The sequence below is a fragment of the Gephyromycinifex aptenodytis genome, assembly GCF_012277275.1.
Classification (GTDB): domain Bacteria; phylum Actinomycetota; class Actinomycetes; order Actinomycetales; family Dermatophilaceae; genus Gephyromycinifex; species Gephyromycinifex aptenodytis.
Genome location: NZ_CP051155.1, coordinates 2,667,798 through 2,684,279, shown reverse-complemented (window position 1 = coordinate 2,684,279; position 16,482 = coordinate 2,667,798). Strand labels below are relative to the sequence as shown.

Annotated in this window: 11 protein-coding genes; 6 read left to right on the top strand and 5 right to left on the bottom strand. The window is 66.3% G+C overall.

Translation table 11 applies throughout. From position 1 onward, the window contains the following. Nucleotides 1–60: 60 nt before the first annotated feature. The 3 genes from G9V96_RS11505 to G9V96_RS11495 all read right to left on the bottom strand — a co-directional run bounded on the left by G9V96_RS11505 (nt 61) and on the right by G9V96_RS11495 (nt 6,082). Nucleotides 61–1,539, bottom strand: coding sequence for an amino acid permease (locus G9V96_RS11505; RefSeq protein ID WP_168583147.1), 1,479 nt, complete (start codon nt 1,537–1,539; stop codon nt 61–63). A 480-nt stretch (nt 1,540–2,019) separates the two neighbouring features. Next, the gene (gene clpB / locus G9V96_RS11500) at nt 2,020–4,680 is read right to left on the bottom strand and encodes an ATP-dependent chaperone ClpB (RefSeq protein ID WP_168583146.1); all 2,661 of its coding nucleotides are present in this window, start codon (nt 4,678–4,680) and stop codon (nt 2,020–2,022) included. Nucleotides 4,681–5,656: 976 nt separating this feature from the next. Beyond that, nucleotides 5,657–6,082: a tetraspanin family protein gene (locus G9V96_RS11495; protein ID WP_168583145.1), complete on the bottom strand. Its 426-nt coding sequence runs from the start codon at nt 6,080–6,082 to the stop codon at nt 5,657–5,659. A gap of 451 nt (nt 6,083–6,533) precedes the next feature. Here G9V96_RS11495 and gndA point away from each other — a divergent pair, with 451 nt between their 5' ends. Next, complete coding sequence (gene gndA / locus G9V96_RS11490; RefSeq protein ID WP_404861445.1) at nt 6,534–7,940, top strand: NADP-dependent phosphogluconate dehydrogenase; 1,407 nt, start codon at nt 6,534–6,536, stop codon at nt 7,938–7,940. A gap of 80 nt (nt 7,941–8,020) precedes the next feature. On the opposite strand, the gene G9V96_RS11485 is transcribed toward gndA, so the two are convergent. Then, nucleotides 8,021–8,548: an SdpI family protein gene (locus tag G9V96_RS11485; protein WP_168583143.1), complete on the bottom strand. Its 528-nt coding sequence runs from the start codon at nt 8,546–8,548 to the stop codon at nt 8,021–8,023. Nucleotides 8,549–8,784: 236 nt separating this feature from the next. On the opposite strand from G9V96_RS11485, the gene G9V96_RS11480 reads away from it, so the two are divergent. From G9V96_RS11480 to G9V96_RS11470, 3 genes are all read left to right on the top strand, one after another. Beyond that, on the top strand, nt 8,785–10,056 hold the full coding sequence (locus tag G9V96_RS11480; protein ID WP_168583142.1) for an MFS transporter: 1,272 nt from the start codon (nt 8,785–8,787) through the stop codon (nt 10,054–10,056). 135 nt (nt 10,057–10,191) lie between these two features. Continuing rightward, nucleotides 10,192–11,823 (top strand): AAA family ATPase, encoded by a 1,632-nt coding sequence (locus tag G9V96_RS11475; RefSeq protein ID WP_168583141.1) that lies wholly within the window; start codon nt 10,192–10,194, stop codon nt 11,821–11,823. Between the two features lie 4 nt (nt 11,824–11,827). Beyond that, nucleotides 11,828–12,292 (top strand): SRPBCC family protein, encoded by a 465-nt coding sequence (locus tag G9V96_RS11470; RefSeq protein WP_168583140.1) that lies wholly within the window; start codon nt 11,828–11,830, stop codon nt 12,290–12,292. Between the two features lie 276 nt (nt 12,293–12,568). On the opposite strand, the gene gdhA is transcribed toward G9V96_RS11470, so the two are convergent. After that, nucleotides 12,569–13,912 (bottom strand): NADP-specific glutamate dehydrogenase, encoded by a 1,344-nt coding sequence (gene gdhA, locus G9V96_RS11465; protein WP_404861419.1) that lies wholly within the window; start codon nt 13,910–13,912, stop codon nt 12,569–12,571. A gap of 317 nt (nt 13,913–14,229) precedes the next feature. On the opposite strand from gdhA, the gene G9V96_RS11460 reads away from it, so the two are divergent. After that, complete coding sequence (locus G9V96_RS11460; protein WP_168583138.1) at nt 14,230–15,423, top strand: pyridoxal phosphate-dependent aminotransferase; 1,194 nt, start codon at nt 14,230–14,232, stop codon at nt 15,421–15,423. A gap of 9 nt (nt 15,424–15,432) precedes the next feature. After that, the gene (locus tag G9V96_RS11455) at nt 15,433–16,413 is read left to right on the top strand and encodes a 2-hydroxyacid dehydrogenase (RefSeq protein WP_168583137.1); all 981 of its coding nucleotides are present in this window, start codon (nt 15,433–15,435) and stop codon (nt 16,411–16,413) included. Nucleotides 16,414–16,482: the final 69 nt, after the last annotated feature.

Here is a 16,482-nt window from a genome sequence, read left to right as displayed (position 1 = left end):
CCGTCATGTCACTGATGATGGAAAACCATCAGGCCAAGGACGGTCCGGCAGGGGTGGTCGTCAGCGGCCGTCGGTGCCTGCCGGCTCGGCTGTTGCCGAGGAGTGTGCGCCGCCGGTGGCGTTGTGGCGGCCCTTGCGGACCCGTGGCCAGGTCGCGAGGAGCAGCACAAACCACAGCGGGGTGTACATCAACGCCGTGCGTGTATCTGCCTCCAGGGTGAGCAGCACGATCACCAGGGCAAAGAATGCCAGGCATACGATCGGCATGAACTTGGCTCCGGGCATCTTGAAGTGCGACTGGGCGTGGGCCTCAGGGTGCAGCTTGAGATAGCGCATGTAGCTGAGCAGGATGATCGCCCAGATGACGATGACAAGGATCGACGCGACGGTCGTCACCAGCGTGAATGCCTCGATGATCGAATCACCCACGATGAGGATGGGGAACGCCATGAAGATCAGCGCGACCGAGAAGATGAGGGCGTTCGCCGGAACCTTGTGCCTGGACAGTTTGTGGAATCCCGCAGGCGCCTCACACTTGTCGGCCAGACCGAAGAGCATGCGGGACGTCGAGAAGATCCCCGAGTTACAGCTGGACGACGCCGAGGTGAGAACGACGAAGTTCATCAGTCCGGCAGCACCTACCAGGCCCGCCAGGTTGAACATGTTGACGAAGGGCGAGACCTCGGGATCGACCTCGTTCCACGGGGTCACGCTCATGATCGCGACGAGCGAGAACACGTAGAAGAACACGATGCGCACGGGGATCGAGTTGATCGCCCGGGGCAGCGTCGTCTCGGGGTCCTTGGTCTCAGCCGCTGTGGTGCCGACGAGTTCGATGCCGACGAACGCGAAGATCGCGATCTGGAAGGCGGCCATGAAGCCACCGATTCCGTTGGGGAAGAAGCCACCGTGATCCCACAGGTGGGTCAGCGACGAACGCGTACCGGCGGGCGAGGTGAAGCCGGTGACGATCAGATAGACGCCGACGAGGATGAGCCCCAGGATGGCGACGATCTTGATGAGGGCGAACCAGAATTCCATCTCGCCGAACAACGCCACCGTCATCAGGTTGAGCCCCAGCAGCACCAACAGCATTCCTCCGGCGCACAGCATCGCCATGTTCTTGTCATGCAGCCAGAAGTCGAAGTAGCCGGCGACGGCGATGATCTCCGCCATCCCGGTGACGATCCACAAAAACCAGTAGGTCCAGCCCGTCACATAACCGGCGAACGGACCGATGAGATCGCCTGCAAAATCCTGGAACGACTTGTAGTTGAGATTGAACAGAAGCATCTCGCCCATGGCCCGCATGACGAACAACAACACGGTCCCGATGATGAGGTAGACGATCAGGATCGACGGACCCGCCAGGTGGATCGTCTTGCCCGAGCCCATGAAGAGGCCGGTGCCGATGGCCCCACCGATGGCGATGAGCTGGATGTGCCGATTGCTGAGGTTGCGCTGCAGATCCCCTGAGCCGTCACCGGTGCGGGCGGCGGTGGCGCCTGTGGAATCTCCACCAGGGTTGGCTTGACTCACGGATCCTCCTAAACCAAGGATCGCGGGCGCCGGGTCGCAGCGTCGCGATCCGTCGACGAGACGGGCTGACGACGGAGGGCGGGGCCGGTGGCGTCACCAAATGTTTCGGAGAACGCTCCCGACGGCGTCCGACTGTCGCAGTGAACGACGCTGCCACACAACGGCCGTCCGCGTCAGGACAATCGGCACACACACCGGAGCTTTTCTGCTGGCACCTCCACTTCCGAAGACTGCCGTAGCGCGGGGCTGCGGGCCTCAGAAGGCGCTGTCCGCGGCGGCACTCCGGTGGGGTGCTGTTCTTTGCGCGCTGAACTGCCCGCCCGGACCAGATCGGTACGGGCGGGCAGTTCTGTCATGTCGCGCGCGATGCTCATGGTCGGTCGGCCCGCCGAGCCACGTCGCTCGCTACGCCCCGGACGCCCTTGACGAACGTGAGAGGACACCCAAAGTGTCTGCAGCTCAGGTCAGGGACGCGCGGCGTCAGTCCTCGACGACCTCGGCGTCGACGATGTCGTCGGCATCCGCGGCGTCGCTGTCGAGGTCGCCCTGTCCGGAGGTGCGCCTGCTCGGCTGGCCGGCTTGACCCGCGAGGACGAGGTGATCTTCCTCTACGTCGAGGTCGACGGCCACGCTCTGGCCGTCGCGGATCTGACCGCCGAGCAACGCCATCGCGAGCCGGTCGCCGATCTCGCGCTGGACGAGGCGACGCAGCGGCCGGGCACCGTAGGCGGGGTCGTAGCCGGTGATCGCCAACCATTCCTTGGCGCTGTCGCTTACCTGCAAGGTGATGCGCCGATCACGCAGCCGCTGCCCAAGCGAGGCGACCTGCAACTCCACGATCTTGGCCAGCGCCTGGGTGGACAACGGGTCGAAGATGACCGTCTCGTCCAACCGGTTGAGGAACTCGGGCTTGAAGGCAGTGCGAACGGCCTGCATCACCGACTCCCGCTTGGCTTCGGGGGTGAGCGTCTCGTCGATGAGGAAGTGGCTGCCGAGGTTGCTCGTCATCACGAGGATGACGTTGCGGAAGTCGACGGTACGGCCCTGACCGTCGGTCAAACGACCGTCGTCCAGCACCTGGAGCAGCACGTCGAACGTCTCCGGGTGGGCCTTCTCGACCTCGTCGAGCAGCACCACCGAGTACGGACGGCGCCGCACTGCCTCGGTGAGCTGACCGCCCTGGTCGTAGCCGACGTAGCCGGGGGGTGCACCGATCAGGCGTGCCACCGCGTGCCGCTCGGAGTACTCACTCATGTCGATGCGCACCATCGCGTGCTCATCGTCGAAGAGGAAGTCCGCGAGCGACTTGGCCAGTTCGGTCTTGCCGACACCGGTGGGACCCAGGAACAGGAAACTACCGGTGGGACGGTCGGGGTCGGCGATACCGGCGCGGCTGCGACGGACCGCATCCGAGACGGCGCGCACCGCGTCGACCTGCCCGATGAGGCGCCGCCCGAGGTACTCCTCCATCCGCAGCAGTTTCTCGGTCTCGCCTTCGAGCAGCCGCCCGGCCGGGATTCCGGTCCAGCTGCTGATGACATCGGCGATGTCGTCGGCGCCGACCTCTTCCTTGACCATCGTCGCCTCACCGTGGATCTGGGATTCGGCCGAGCTGGCGGCCTCGATCTCCTTCTCCAACGTCGGGATCTCGCCGTAGAGCAGGCGGGAGGCCCCGGCGAAGTCGCCTTCGCGCTGCAGCTTCTCCGACTGCACGCGCAGCTCATCGAGCTGAGCCTTGAGATCACCGACGCGGTTGAGCCCGGCCTTCTCCGCTTCCCAGCGGGCCGTCAACGCCGCGAGTTCTTCTTGACGGTCGGCCAGGTCGGCGCGCAGGCGCTCCAACCGCTCCCGGCTCGCCTCGTCGGTCTCGCGGGACAGGTGCAGCTCCTCCATCTTCAGCCGGTCCACCTGACGACGCAGCGCGTCGATCTCGACCGGGGAGGAGTCGATCTCCATCCGTAGCCGGGAGGCGGACTCATCCACGAGGTCGATGGCCTTGTCTGGCAGTTGACGGGCCTGGATGTAGCGATCGGACAGGGTCGCCGCAGCAACGAGCGCGGCGTCGGCGATAGCGACCTTGTGGTGGGCCTCGTAGCGTTCTTTGAGGCCGCGCAGGATCGCGATGGTGTCCTCAACACTCGGCTCACCGACGTACACCTGCTGGAAACGGCGTTCCAGGGCAGCGTCTTTCTCGATGTGCTTGCGGTACTCGTCCAAGGTGGTGGCCCCGACCAGGCGCAGCTCCCCGCGCGCAAGCAGCGGTTTGAGCATGTTGCCCGCGTCCATGCTGCCTTCGCCGGTGGCGCCGGCACCGACCATGGTGTGCAGTTCGTCGATGAAGGTGACGACCTTACCCTCGGAGCCACGGATCTCTTCCAGGACAGCCTTGAGCCGCTCCTCGAACTCGCCGCGGTACTTGGCGCCCGCGACCATCGCCGAGAGATCCAGTGCGATCAGGCGCTTGTCGCGCAGCGACTCGGGGACGTCGCCGGCGACCATGCGCTGGGCCAGGCCTTCGACGACGGCAGTCTTGCCGACGCCGGGTTCACCGATGAGCACCGGGTTGTTCTTGGTGCGCCGGGAAAGCACCTGCACGACGCGACGGATCTCGGAGTCCCGCCCGATCACCGGGTCCAGGCGCCCCTCGCGGGCGGCCAGGGTCAGGTCGGTTCCGTACTTGGCCAGGGCGTTGAACTGGTCTTCAGGGTTCTCGGAGGTGACTTTGCCGCCGCCGCGCATCTGCGGGATGAGCTTGTCGATGGCTTCGGGGTTGAGACCGAAGGAACCGGTGCGGGCCAGCGCGAGCAGCAGGTGGTCGGTGGAGACGAAGGAGTCACCCATCGCTTCCATCACCTGACGGGCCTGCTCCAGCACCGTCTGCGCGCCGCGGGACAGGCTCGGCGAGGCAACGGTGGAACCGCTGGCGCTGGGCAGCTTGGCCAGTTCGGCCTCTGCGCTGCGGATAGCCGCGAGCGCGGATGAGCCGGAGGCCTCGAGTAGCGGACCGGTCGTGGTCTCGCTCTGCTGCGCGAGGGCGAGCAGCAGGTGGGCAGGTTCGACATGGGGGTGTCCCGCCGCTGATGCTCCACGCACGGCGGCGGAGAAGGCCTCTTGGGCCTTCGTGGTGAGCTGGAGAGACATGGCTGGCCTTCCTCGTTCTGAGCAGGAGCGGCACGAACGCCGCGATCATCAGCAGGTTCAACGAGAGCAAAGTTGAGTGTATTCCGCTCAACTCGCCTCAGTGACGCCCACGTGCCACCTGAGGCCGTGCGGCGCCGAGCCGACACGCCACCTGGAATTCGCGTCCGCTCTGAGCAGCCTGTTCACGACCGGTCGAGCGCAACGCAGCAGCGGCTTGGCCGCCCCTAGGACCAAGGCCCGGGCCCCTCGCAGCCGACCCGCCCCTTCGACGGGCGCCTCGCACCCCCCGGCTCCGCATCTATGCGCGTCAAGATGCGGCAGCCCAAAGGGCTCCGTCACCGTGCGGGCCGCAGCCCAGCTCACTGCCACGACGGTAGGCACCGACAATTGCTCGACAGGGTAACGATTGGCCCGCGTCAGCAGGCATGAGGTAAAGCCATTCGATACCGCGATCAGCGCAATGGTGATCTGCTGTGCGCGCTGCCGCCACCCACGGGAGCGTTTCCCCACCGCGACACTTTCGCGTTCAAGTGAATCGCGTTTCATACGCCCGCCAGTGCCGGTCGCAGACCGAGATTTGCAAGCACGCAGGCAATAACGGCGACCCGCCGAGGCATGACACCTCCGAATATCGCCGCCATATTCCTTCGCCAACTTTGAAAACAGTAACCCCTTTTCCGCCCGATATGACCCCTTTACTCAGGTGGTTTTCAGGACGAGCCCGTGCCGCGCACCCGCAGAGCGCCCGGTGAGGCAGCAGCCTCGGCGCATCCCCATCGGCGCGGCCAATCGATCTGCGGTCGCGGCGCTGATGACGAGGAGGATCCGGCGGAGGGGGGCGACGAGTGCGCAGCGACGAAGAAAGGCCCCCGGACGTTGCCGGATCGGGCCGGGCGCGGCGCCGGACAGCATGGACATCGGGACATGAGGAAGGGCCGGCAGCACTCTGGCTACCGGCCCTTGGCACACCTGCGAATTAACGTAGGTCGCGCGGGTCCTCTGCGATGGTGGCACCGTTGTCGCGGCCGAGGTTGCTCTCCTCGATGCGGGGCGAGCCGGTGCTCGTCTGCGCCTGGTTCAGGCGAGCCTCATTCTGCTTGGCGAGACGACTGTGGGTCTCGGCGAGCTCCTTCTCCTGCTCGCGCTGGAGCTTTTCGAGCTCGCGGCGCTCCTTGTTGTCGCGCATCTTGCGTCGACCGGCGCCGAACATCATCCACAGGCCCAGGAGCACCAACAGGATGGATGCTGCGCCCAGCAACAACATGGTCATAGGGGCGATGTTCAGGGTGTTGCCGAAAGCGGCAACAGAGGTGGTCGTCGCGGCTGTCGACATCGCGACCCACAGGCCGAATGCAGCCCCCGCAATTCCGATCAACAACAAAATAAAGCCGATAATAGCCATGCGCTGTCCTTTCGCCGAACCTTGTGGCGCCAGTCGCGCCGAACACAATGCGTTCGTACTTACCCCACCATACGGTGTGCAGCCGACGCAACGTTCTCCCTCCCCCTACCCATCGCAACGCGAGCGCACACCCCGGCGCTTGAAACCAGCAACATCTGCTGCCGACAGCGCCATGCGTGGGCCTCTGGCCAACCGGGTATCGGTAGCCCGTAGCGTGGACATCAAGTCCGTCTCTAAGGAGCATTTAATGAGCCAGAACCAGCCAGGGTTGAGCAAGGACGACGGTCAGGCCGTCGAGGACCCCACGGTGACCACCGATGAGACCACGCAGGCTCGCCAACGCGCCGTCGAGCACGATGTGCGCACCGTCGAGCACACTCGTGCCGGCGCCGATGACGCACCTGTGTTCGGGGCCTCAGAGCCGGGAAGTGCGCAGGTAGGCGTGGTCGGGATGGCGGTGATGGGCTCGAGCCTGGCCCGCAACATGGCTCGGCACGGCTACCGCGTGGCCCTGTACGACCACTGGGTCGACCAAACCCAGAAGATGATGGCTGCGCACGGCGGCGAGGGTGCGTTCGTCCCGGCTGGAACGGTCGAGGATTTCGTCACTTCTCTGGAACGGCCACGTCGCATCGTGCTGCTCGTCAAAGCCGGTGACGTCACCGACCAGGTGATCGATTCGCTGCTGCCCCACCTGGAAGAAGGCGACATCGTCGTCGACGGGGGCAACTCCTACTACGAGGACACCCGACGCCGCGAGGCCAAGCTGCGCGAGCTCGGGTTCCACTTCGTCGGTGCCGGGATCTCCGGCGGTGAGGTCGGGGCGCTGGAAGGCCCCTCGATCATGCCGGGTGGGTCTAAGGAGAGCTACGAGGCGCTCGGCCCGCTCCTGGAGGACATCTCGGCCCATGTCGACGGGGAACCGTGCTGCGCCTACATCGGCACCGATGGCGCAGGCCACTTCGTGAAGATGGTGCACAACGGCATCGAGTACGCCGACATGCAGTTCATCGGCGAAGCCTACGAACTCCTCAAAGCCGCCGGGCTGAGCCTGGAGGAGATGGCGCAGGTCTTCGAGACCTGGAACACCGGTGACCTGGACTCCTACCTCATCGAGATCACCTCGCAGGTGTTGCGCCAAGTGGATGCCCGCACCGGCGCTCCGCTGATCGACGTGATCGTCGATGCGGCCGGGATGAAGGGCACTGGCACCTGGACGGTGCAGAGCGCGCTGACGTTGGGCATCCCCGTCAACGCCATCGCCGAAGCGGTCTTTGCTCGTGCGGTCTCCTCCCACCCCGAGCTGCGTGAGCACGCCCAAGCCGCTCTGGCCGGGCCGGATCGCACCATCGAGGTGACCGGGGACGCGCGCCAGCAGCTCATCGACGACATCCGCGACGCGCTGTGGGCGAGCAAGGTCGTCGCGTACGCCCAGGGCCTGGACGAGATCCGTTCAGCGGGTAAGGAGTACGGCTGGGAGATCAACGTCGCCGAGGTGGCCAAGATCTGGCGTGACGGCTGCATCATCCGGGCCAAACTGCTGGAACGCATCCGCAGCGAATACGCGGCGAACAACCTGGTGACCTTGCTCGAAGCGCCGAGCGTGAAGTCGGAGTTGGAGCGCTGCCAGGGCGCGTGGCGCCGCGTCATCGCCGCTGCGGTGGGCGCGGGCGTCCCGGTTCCGGGGTTCAGTGCCGCTGTTGCCTACTACGACATGGCCCGCGCACCGCGGGTCAACGCCGCGCTGACGCAGGGCCTACGGGACTTCTTCGGCGCGCACACCTACCGCCGGATTGACGACGAGGGCAGCTTCCACACCCTGTGGTCCGGTGACCGCAGCGAAGTCAAGGTCGACTGAGCGAGCCACGCACGCACGAGGCCGGGCTGCCGCTTTCGGGGCGGCCCGGCCTCGTGCGTGCACCGTAGGTGTGCTGCTGGCTAGTTCTCGCGCACGGCCGAGGGCGTGCCATCCTGCGGGGGCCGGTAGCGCCGGTACAGCGCAAATATCCACCACACAGTGCCCGGAAGATAGAGAGCCAGCGCGAACCACATCCCGTTGCCGCTGTGCGGTGGCGTGCGCCGATTGGCCAGAACGACTTCGACGGTGCCGTAGCTCAACAAGAATCCCGTCATCGCCGCGAAAAGAAGCATGTCGTCGACGAACCGCGGCCGGAACGCGGCGACCCGCTCCGGGCTGGCGAACCAGTAGTCCTTGTGCGGGATGTTGACCCCCGCCCCGGAGCCGCGCGCCAACGCCCACCCCAGCAGGGGCAACCCGATGAGGGTCGCTGCCCCGATGGCGAAGCCGACCGCGACGCTGCCCGCGCGGCTCATGTACCCGTCGGCTGCTCCGCTCGGGCCGAAATGCGAGGCGGGATTTTCGGGCAACGCGAACGCCGACCACACCACCACCCCGACCAACAGCACCCACGCCAACACATACAGACCCCGAACCCACGCGCGCATGCTGGGAGTTTGCCACGGACACCGCTCCTCACGAGCGGACGCGGCTGCGACCTGGCGGCGCCACACGACCAGGACCGATGCAGCGACCCGGGCCGGGCATTGAGTCTCTGACGCCGCGGATTCTGCGCGCGTCAGCCCACTGCCGGCGTGTTGACTACCGGCGCCGGAGCGCTGCGACCCACCCCCGTTGCCGACCCCCGCCGACGCCGCATCGCTTGAGTGGGACGATGGCCGCGATGTCCACTCCTCCTGCCTCCGCTGACAGCACCGACGGGTTCGAAGGCCACCGCCTCGGCTCGCCGGAGTACCGCCGCATCACGATCGCGTTGTTCCTGGCCGGGCTGGCCACCTTCGCCCTGCTCTACACCACGCAACCGCTGTTGCCGATGCTCGCGGACCACTTCGATGTCTCCCCCGCGCACAGCGCGTGGACGGTGTCTGCTTCCACCCTTGGGTTGGGGCTGGCGCTGCTCATAGCCGGGCCTGCCTCGGAGGTCCTGGGGCGCACCCCGCTCATGCACGCCTCGCTGTTCGCCTCTGCGGTGGTGGCGTTGGCGTGCGGCTTCGTCGACTCCTGGCCGCTGCTGCTGGCGTTGCGGGGGCTCGAGGGCGTCGTCCTGGCCGGTCTGCCCGCTGTGGCAATGGCCTACCTGTCCGAAGAGGTGCATTCCGAGGCGACCTCGCGGGTGGCAGGCCTGTATATCGGCGGGACCGCGCTCGGGGGGATGACGGGGCGGTTGTTGACCGGGGCGCTGGCTGAGGTGTGGGGCTGGCGGGCCGCGCTGATCGGGATGGGTGTGCTCGGAGTGGCGTGCGCGATCGCCGTGGCGCTGCTGCTGCCGCGTTCGCGCCGCTTCTGTCCCGCGCCGGCGAGCCTGAGCCACGTGGTGCGCTCCACCCGCGCGATTCTCACCGACCCTGCGCTTGTGTGCCTGTTCGGGATCGCGGGCACCGCGATGGGTGCGTTCGTCGGGGTCTTCAACGCGGTCGGGTTCCGGTTGGAATCGGCGCCCTACTCACTCAGCGTCGGCGTCGCCGGGCTGATCTTCCTCACCTACAGCCTCGGCTCCCTCAGCTCGACAATGGCCGGGCGGGCAGCCGGCCGCTGGGGGCAGCGCGCCGTCACCCCCGTCGCAAGCCTGGTCATGCTCGCTGGGGTGCTGCTCAGCCTGGCGCAACCGCTGGCTGTTGTGGTGCTGGCGCTGGCGGTGATGACCTCCGGTTTCTTCGCCGTTCACGGGGTGGCCAGCGGCTGGGTCGCCTCCCGCGCCGCCCTGGGACCCGGCGCGACCGGGCAGGCGTCCTCGCTGTACCTGTTCGTCTACTACCTGGGTTCCTCGGTCTTCGGCGCGCTCGCCGGGGAAGCGTGGAGCCGGGGCGGCTGGCCCGTGGTGGTGGCCGTCTGCGGCGGGCTCGTGGGCATCACCCTCGTGCTGGCACTCGTGCTGCGCCACATCCCCAGCCTGGCCGAACCACACCGCCGGGACCGCGACGTCGTCGGCTGGTGAGCCCCGGCCGGGTCCTCAGCGACTCGGCCGGGCAAGCTCACCGTCGACCCGCGTCGGTATCGGTTGCGAAAACCCCTGGCCACCGGCGACTCTGCCGCACTAGCGTTTAACCCCTTCACACACAGGGGGGACGGGATGTCAGAGGAACTCGGATGGTTCGCCTACGCGCCGATGTCGGGCCAGATGTATCGCCCGGACGCACCCGCCTACAGCAGTTCGGTCCACATGGAACTCGACGACGCCCCCGATCCCGGACGCCGCCCGGAGCTAGCTGACCTGGGGCGGCTGGCCAGACGCGGGCTGCGCGGGGCCCTGAAGGTCGCTCGCGCCGAGGAAGCCCTCACACCAGGGGCACTCGTGCGATCCTTCCTCGGCGAGATCGCCACCGATGCTGAGATCCTCGAGGAGACGTGGGCCTCCTACGAAGGCGTCAACATGCAGACGGCACTGGACGCCTGGCTGGGCCAGCAGGGCCGACAGCACCGATGCCACGGCATCCAATCGATGAACGAAGATGCCTCACTGACCGGGATGCTGTTCGCGGGTGACAACCCGTTCAGCGCCCGTCTGGCGAGCATCTCGCGATCCAGTCTGCCGTCCGGTCCGGACGGGGCCACTTTGTCGTGTGTGCGCTACGGCCTGTACCTGGTCGAGACGGACGAAGGCGACACGAGCAGCCGCGTCGTGCTGTTCTCCCGGCTCGCGATGCCTGAACACGGACGCCCCCGCGCCGGAGTCGAAATCCTGGCTGCCGACCGCGCTGCCGGCGAGCGGATCGCGGCGGCACTGCGCGCGCTGAGCCGTGAACTCAACGTCTTCCGGGGCCAGGTGCTGACCTTCGGCGGCGATATGTTCGATGCCGTCGATTCCATCCTCAGCTTCCACCGCCGCCCCGCCATGACCCGAGGCGACCTCATCCTGGATGACGACAAACTCGCCGCCATCGAACGCCAGGTCGTCGGGATCGCCCGCCACCGCGAAGCGCTGCTGAACTCAGGTCAGCACCTCAAGCGAGGGCTGCTGTTGTACGGTCCGCCCGGAGTGGGAAAGACCCACACCGTGCGGTACCTCATCAGCACCTTGCGTGACGTCACGGTCATCCAGGTCAGCGGCGGCGCACTGGGTCTGATCGCGGAGGCCTGTTCGGCGGCGCGGGCCTTGGCTCCCTCGATCGTGGTCGTCGAAGACGTGGACCTCATCGCCGAGGATCGTGGGATGCACCCGGGTGAGCATCCGCTGCTGTTCCAACTCCTGAACGAGATGGACGGCATCGAAGAAGACTGCGACGTCGCCTTCGTCCTGACCACGAACCGTGCCGACCTGTTGGAGCCCGCCCTGGCGGCACGACCGGGGCGCATTGATGAAGCCGTCGAGATCGACCTGCCCGATCTGGAAGCGCGACGCCGCCTCTTCGAGCTGTATCGGGGCACCTTGCAGTTGGACGCATCGACCGAGCGGATCGAGGCGGTGCTGCAACGCGCGCAGGGCGTGACCGCGTCCTTCCTCAAGGAACTGCTGCGCCGGTCGGCACTCCAAGCGGCCGAACGGGGCGAGGCGGCACCGCATCCGGGCGCGTTGCTCGTCACCGCCGATGATCTTGACGCAGCCCTGGACGGGCTACTGGATACCCGTAGCCGCATGACGCGAACCCTGCTGGGGAGCGCACCGGCCGACCACGCAGTGACGAACGCCGAAACGCATCCGGTGGGTTCTCCTACCGGCCAGTCCAGCCCGGCTGGCGTGGACGGCGACATAGCGGCAGGGTGAGGGCATGACCGATGAGAAGAAGATCACCGTCCAGCGCTCTATCGACGCCCCCGCCAAGGAGATCTTCGAGGTGCTCTCCAACCCGGAGCGGCACGCCGAGATCGACGGCTCCGGCATGATCGTCTCCGACCACAAGACCGACCGCATCAGCGCCGTCGGACAGGTCTTCACGATGAACATGCACGCCGAGCACCGAGGCGGGGATTACCAGACCGACAACCACGTCGTCGGGTACGACGAGAACAAGCTGCTCGCCTGGAAGACCGCTCCCGCCGGCGAGGAGCCCAAGGGAGTGCAGTGGGTGTACGAGTTGACCCCCAACGGCGCCGACTCCACCGACGTGTCGCTGACCTACGACTGGTCGGCCGTCACCGACAAGGAAGTTTTGAAGCGGGTCAGCTTCCCGCTCGTTGAGGAAGAGGCGCTGGAGGCCACTCTGGCCAAGCTGGCCTCCGTCGTCGCCAGCTGAGCGCTGCGCCTCGATCAACCAGCAGGGCTGGCAGCCGAACTGCGCGCGGGTTCGCCTCGCGCCCAGTCCGACTGGCCAGCCCGCCCTGGTGTCTGGTCTGGAATGACGCCGAGCGCGAGCACCGCGTCAGCGACTGCGATGCGGCCCAGCAACGGAGAACGGTTCGTCGGTGGCGCGACCGCACCGTAGCGGCGACCCTGACCCCGGAGACGAACCTGGGCTGCGCGGTCTGCACCAGAGGTGTGCAGGCCGCGCAGCCCAGGCGAGACGAAGGACTCAGATGACGCCGAGGGCGAGCATGGCGTCAGCGACCTGGGTGAAGCCCGCGATGTTGGCTCCGGCCACATAGTCGCCCGGCATGCCGTACTCCTCGGCCGTCATCGCGCAGGTGCCGTAGATCCCCTGCATGATGTCGTGCAGCCGCTCTTCGGCGTGCTCGAAGGTCCAGCTGTCCCGCGAGGCGTTCTGCTGCATCTCCAGCGCGCTGGTGGCCACGCCGCCGGCGTTGGCCGCTTTGCCCGGGGCGAAGGCGACCCCCGCTTGACGCAAGGCCGCTGTCCCCTTGGGCGTGGTGGGCATGTTCGCGCCCTCGGCCACGACCTGAACGCCGTTCTTGATCAGGGCGGCCGCGCCCTTCTCATCGAGTTCGTTCTGGGTGGCGCACGGCAGCGCCACCTCGCAGGGCACGTCCCAGATCGAGCCGGCCTCGACGTAGGTGCAGCCGCGCGCTTCGGCGTACTCGCTGATCCGGCCCCGGCGCACCTCCTTGAGCTGCTTCATCTCATCGAGGTCGATACCGGACTCGTCCACGATGTAACCGCCGGAGTCCGACATCGCCACCACGGTGCCGCCGAGTTGGGCCACCTTTTCGGCAGCGTAGATCGCCACATTCCCGGAGCCGGAGACGACGACCTGTTTGCCCTCGAAATTGGTGTGCTTGGCGGCGAGCATCTCGGCTGCGAAGAACACCAGCCCGTACCCGGTGGCCTCGGTGCGCACCTGCGAGCCGCCCCAGCTCAGGCCCTTACCGGTCAACACGCCGGCCTCGTAGCGGTTGGTGATGCGCTTGTACTGGCCGAACAGGTAGCCGATCTCGCGCCCGCTCACGCCGATGTCACCGGCGGGCACGTCGGTGTACTCACCGATGTGGCGGTAGAGCTCAGTCATGAAGGACTGGCAGAAACGCATGACTTCCGCCTCGGACTTGCCCTTGGGGTCGAAGTCCGAACCGCCCTTACCGCCGCCGATCGGCATCCCGGTGAGGGCGTTCTTGAAGATCTGTTCGAAGCCCAAGAACTTGACGATGCCCAGGTAGACGCTGGGGTGGAAGCGCAGTCCGCCCTTGTAGGGGCCCAGCGCGGAGTTGAACTCGACCCGGAAGCCGCGGTTGATCTGAACCCTGCCGCTGTCGTCCTGCCACGGCACCCGGAAGATGATCTGTCGCTCAGGCTCACAGACCCGCTCGATGATCGAGGCTTGGGCGTACTCCGGGCGCTTGTCTACGACCGGATTGAGGCTTTCCAACACCTCGGCCACCGCTTGGTGGAACTCACGCTCTCCGGGGTTGCGGTGCAACACGGTGTCGTAGACGGGTTGCAGTGCGGGATGCAGTTGCTCCACAGGAATCCTCCGAGGCAGATCATTAATAGGTGCCAGGCATGTCGGCCCCAACTGTACGAACCTGCCGGTCGATCGGCGCGCTCGGCCCATAGCATGATCGGCCCACGCGCGCCGGACGAACCAAGCAACACCGCGCCTGCCGTCGGCGCCCAGGTGGTTCCGGTCAGGCACGCCGAGGCTGGTTCCGACCCTGAAACCACCCCGGGAGCCGACGTCCGCTATGTCACACTCACCCGTCTTCAGCCGTTCTTGCGAATCCGCAGACGCGCAGGTCGGGGCGTCGTTACGCTGACCGAACACGGCCGAAAGGAGACGCCATGCCATTGGCGCAACGGCTGTCGAGGCTCGGCACAGAAACCGCATTTGCCGTCTCCCTCGCAGCGAACGAGTGGGGGGCCCAGGGCCACCGCATCTATCCCTTCCACCTGGGAGATATCGACCTGGCTACCCCGCAGGTCATCACCGAAGCGATGAACAAAGCCATCGCCGACGGCAAGACGGGTTACTGCCCCGGCGCAGGAATCCCACTGTTGCGTGAAGCGCTCGCCGACGACATCAACAAGCGTCGCGGCACCGGTTACACCCCCGACAATGTCGTGGTGCAGCCGGGCGGTAAGCCGGTCATCACCAAGTTCCTGCAGGCCGTCATGGACCCGGGCGACGAGGTGCTCTATCCCAACCCGGGCTTCCCGATCTACGAATCGCAGATCGAATACCTCGGCGGGGTGGCTAAGGCCTACCGGTACGTACCGACCGAGCGCGGTTTCGCGATCGACCTCGACCAGGTGCGTTCCCTCATCACCGACAAGACCCGCGCCATCATCTACAACGACCTGCAGAACCCCATCTCGGCAGAGTCCACGGACGCCGAACGGGAGGCTGTCGCGCAGTTGGCGATCGAGCACGACCTGTGGGTGCTTTCCGATGAGGCGTACTTCGAGATGCGTTACTCGGGCGAGAGCAAGAGCATCGCCGCGCTGCCAGGAATGGCCGAGCGGACCGTCATCCTCTACACGTTCAGCAAGAAGTTCGCGATGACAGGTTGGCGCCTCGGGGCAGGAATCGCCCCGCTGGAGGTCGCCAAGGTCATGAGCACGATGAACACGAACAACGAGTCGTGCACGACCCACTTCATCCAGTACGCGGGTGCTGCCGGTCTGACCGGTGACCAGAGCGAGGTCAAGCAGATCCTGGAGACACTTCGCGGTCGTCGCGACGCGGCGTTCGATGTGCTTTCCACGACCAAAGGCGTCCAGATCGCCAAGCCGGAGTCGACGTTCTATCTGTTCCCCGACGTCACCGAGGCGATGGCCAGCAAGGGCATCGAGGAAGTCAACGAGTTCTCCACCGCTGCGCTGCACGCCACCGGTGTCTCGTTCTGCACCCGCAAGCACTTCGGTCGGCCACAGCCGGGTGAAGAGCGTGCCTACGTGCGTTTCGCCTATTCCGGGCTCCCGGAGGAGGACATTCGCGAGGGTCTGGGCCTGTTGAAGTCCTGGATCGAGAGCTGAGGAGAACCCATGGCCAAGGTGGTCGTTACCAACAGAATTCCTCAAGAGGGCATCGAGGCGTTGCAGGCCGAGCACGACGTGACGGTCTGGGATCACGAGGAGTGCATCTCACGCGAGAAGTGCCTCGAGCTCATCGCCGGTGCAGACGCCGTCCTGACCTTGCTCACCGAGAAGGTCGACGACGAGTTCCTCGACGCTGCCGGTGAGCAACTCAAGGTCGTCGCCAACGTGGCGGTCGGCTACAACAACATCGACGTAGCAGCGTGCGAGAAGCGCGGCATCGTCGCCACCAACACCCCCAAGGTGCTGACGGAGACGACCGCCGACACCGCTTTCGGCCTGATGCTCATGGTGACCCGCCGCTTCGGTGAGGGCGAGCGGGTCATCCGCTCGAAGACGCCATGGCAGTGGGGCATGTTCTACATGCTCGGTATGGGCCTGCAGGGCAAGACCATCGGCATCGTCGGGGCCGGCCAGATCGGCATCGCGATGGCCCGCCGGGCCAAGGTCTTCGGGATGGAGGTCATCTACACCGACGCCTACGAGATGGACGCGAGTGTGGAGCAGGAACTGGGCGCCAAGAAGGTGGAGCTGGACGAACTGCTTTCCCAAGCAGACGTCGTCTCGCTGCACTGCCCGCTCATCCCGGCCGGGCAGGAGGGTTCGACGCATCACCTCATCGACGCCGAGGCGTTGAAGAAAATGAAGCCGACCGCCTACCTCGTCAATTCGGCTCGCGGGCCGATCATCGATGAGGCCGCCCTCGTCGAGGCGCTCACCTCCGGCCAGATCGCCGGAGCAGGCCTGGACGTTTTCGAGAACGAGCCCACAGTGCACGAAGGGTTGCTGGACCTCGACAACGTCGTTCTGCTGCCGCATCTGGGCTCGGCGACAGTCGAGACCCGCACCGCAATGGCCGAACTCGCCGCGCGTAACGCCCTGGCCGTGCTTGCCGGGAAGACGCCGGAGACGCCAGTCACGAAGATCTGAATCTTCGAACAGGCCAGTGGGGTCGAGGACGGGTTCGCCCGCCTCGACCCCACTGACATGTTCCGGGCG

Bases quoted from the DNA above. Each gene is read 5' to 3' on its own strand.
- G9V96_RS11495 (WP_168583145.1), bottom strand. From the start codon at position 6,082: ATGGCTATTATCGGCTTTATTTTGTTGTTGATCGGAATTGCGGGGGCT.
- gndA (WP_404861445.1), top strand. From the start codon at position 6,534: ATGGCGGTGATGGGCTCGAGCCTGGCCCGCAACATGGCTCGGCACGGC.
- G9V96_RS11470 (WP_168583140.1), top strand. From the start codon at position 11,828: ATGACCGATGAGAAGAAGATCACCGTCCAGCGCTCTATCGACGCCCCC.
- clpB (WP_168583146.1), bottom strand. From the start codon at position 4,680: ATGTCTCTCCAGCTCACCACGAAGGCCCAAGAGGCCTTCTCCGCCGCC.
- G9V96_RS11485 (WP_168583143.1), bottom strand. From the start codon at position 8,548: ATGCGCGCGTGGGTTCGGGGTCTGTATGTGTTGGCGTGGGTGCTGTTG.
- G9V96_RS11480 (WP_168583142.1), top strand. From the start codon at position 8,785: ATGTCCACTCCTCCTGCCTCCGCTGACAGCACCGACGGGTTCGAAGGC.
- G9V96_RS11460 (WP_168583138.1), top strand. From the start codon at position 14,230: ATGCCATTGGCGCAACGGCTGTCGAGGCTCGGCACAGAAACCGCATTT.
- G9V96_RS11475 (WP_168583141.1), top strand. From the start codon at position 10,192: ATGTCAGAGGAACTCGGATGGTTCGCCTACGCGCCGATGTCGGGCCAG.
- G9V96_RS11455 (WP_168583137.1), top strand. From the start codon at position 15,433: ATGGCCAAGGTGGTCGTTACCAACAGAATTCCTCAAGAGGGCATCGAG.